Consider the following 1,510-nt stretch of genomic DNA (forward strand, 5'->3'; position numbering starts at 1 on the left):
ACAAGCAACACAACAAAATGGTTGGATTGAAGAAGGAAACGGCACATGGTTTTTCTATGATCATGGTGTGAAGAAAACAGGCTGGGTATTAAGTAATGATAAATGGTATTACTTAGACGGTAATGCAGGCGGCGCCATGAAAACTGGTTGGTACCAAGAAGGCGAGAAGTGGTTCTATTTAGATCCATCTGCAGAGGGTCCAAAAGGTGCAAAAAAAGTTGGATGGGTTCAAGTATATGGAAAATGGTATTATCTAGATCCAACAACAGATGGCTCTATGAAAACTGGTTGGGTTCAAGTACATGGGAGATGGTTCTACTTAGATGGTAATGACGGTGGAGCTATGAAAACAGGTTGGACTCAAGTAAATGGAAGATGGTTCTACTTAGATGCAGAAGGAGCTATGAAAACCGGTTGGGTATTAAGTAATGATAAATGGTATTACTTAGATGCAGAAGGAGTTATGAAGACTGGTTGGTACCAAGAAGGCGAGAAATGGTTCTATTTAGATCCATCTGCAGAAGGTGCAAAAAAAGTTGGATGGGCTGAAGTGAATGGAAAATGGTATTATCTAGATCCAACAACAGATGGCTCTATGAAAACAGGTTGGGTTCAAGTAAATGGAAAATGGTATTACTTAGATGGTAATAAAGGCGGCATGATGGTAACTGGACAAGTAGTTATTGATGGGAAGACCTATGATTTTGCTAATGATGGGCAATGGATTGAAAGTAACTATCAGATGCCTATAAAAAATCCAAATGTAAGCTCAGGGTACGGACCTCGTGGGAACAAGCAACATAAAGGTATTGATTTTGCAGCGCCAGCGGGTACACCGATTCTGGCCGCTAAATCTGGAACTGTAGAATTTTCAGCCTTTGGTACACAAGGTTCATTTGGTGGATATGGAAATGTTGTAGTACTTAAACATGCAGATGGACATTACACTTTATATGCCCATATGAGTCAAAGAATAGCTCAAAAAGGAGAATATGTTCAACAAGGTCAAGAAATAGGTAAGGTAGGACAGACAGGAGACGCTACGGGGAACCATCTGCATTTTGAATTAAAAACTGCATATCAATTTGGTCAAATCAATCCAGCACCATACTTGCCATTTAAATAGAATTTGAGAGTTAATATTTAAGAGTCTTATATATAAGTTAATGCTATTTGTATTTAAGGATGGAGAGGGAAAAATGAAAAAACAAATTACAGCAATTATTCTAGCAACTACTCTTGGACTGAGTCTTCAACCAATTATAGGTGCAGCAGAAACAAATCAAAATGTACAAGCAACCCAACAAAATGTACAAGCAACCCAACAAAATGGTTGGATTGAAGATGGAAACGGCACATGGTTTTTCTATGATCATGGTGTGAAGAAAACAGGCTGGGTATTAAGTAATGATAAATGGTATTACTTAGACGGTAATGCAGGCGGCGCCTTGAAAACTGGTTGGTACCAAGAAGGCGCGAAATGGTTCTATTTAGATCCATCTGCAGAGGG

Annotated in this window: 1 protein-coding gene and 1 pseudogene; both read left to right on the top strand. The window is 39.0% G+C overall.

Features of this window, described 5'->3' with window-relative positions; translation table 11 throughout:
- On the top strand, window positions 1-1,126 hold a 1,126-nt coding region (locus MR170_RS32350), incomplete at its 5' end, for a peptidoglycan DD-metalloendopeptidase family protein (protein ID WP_276575690.1).
- 73 nt (window positions 1,127-1,199) lie between these two features.
- Window positions 1,200-1,510, top strand: a pseudogene (locus MR170_RS30585) (NlpC/P60 family protein); the annotation flags it as partial.

The organism is Bacillus cereus group sp. BfR-BA-01524, assembly GCF_022662595.1.
GTDB lineage: Bacteria > Bacillota > Bacilli > Bacillales > Bacillaceae_G > Bacillus_A > Bacillus_A thuringiensis_S.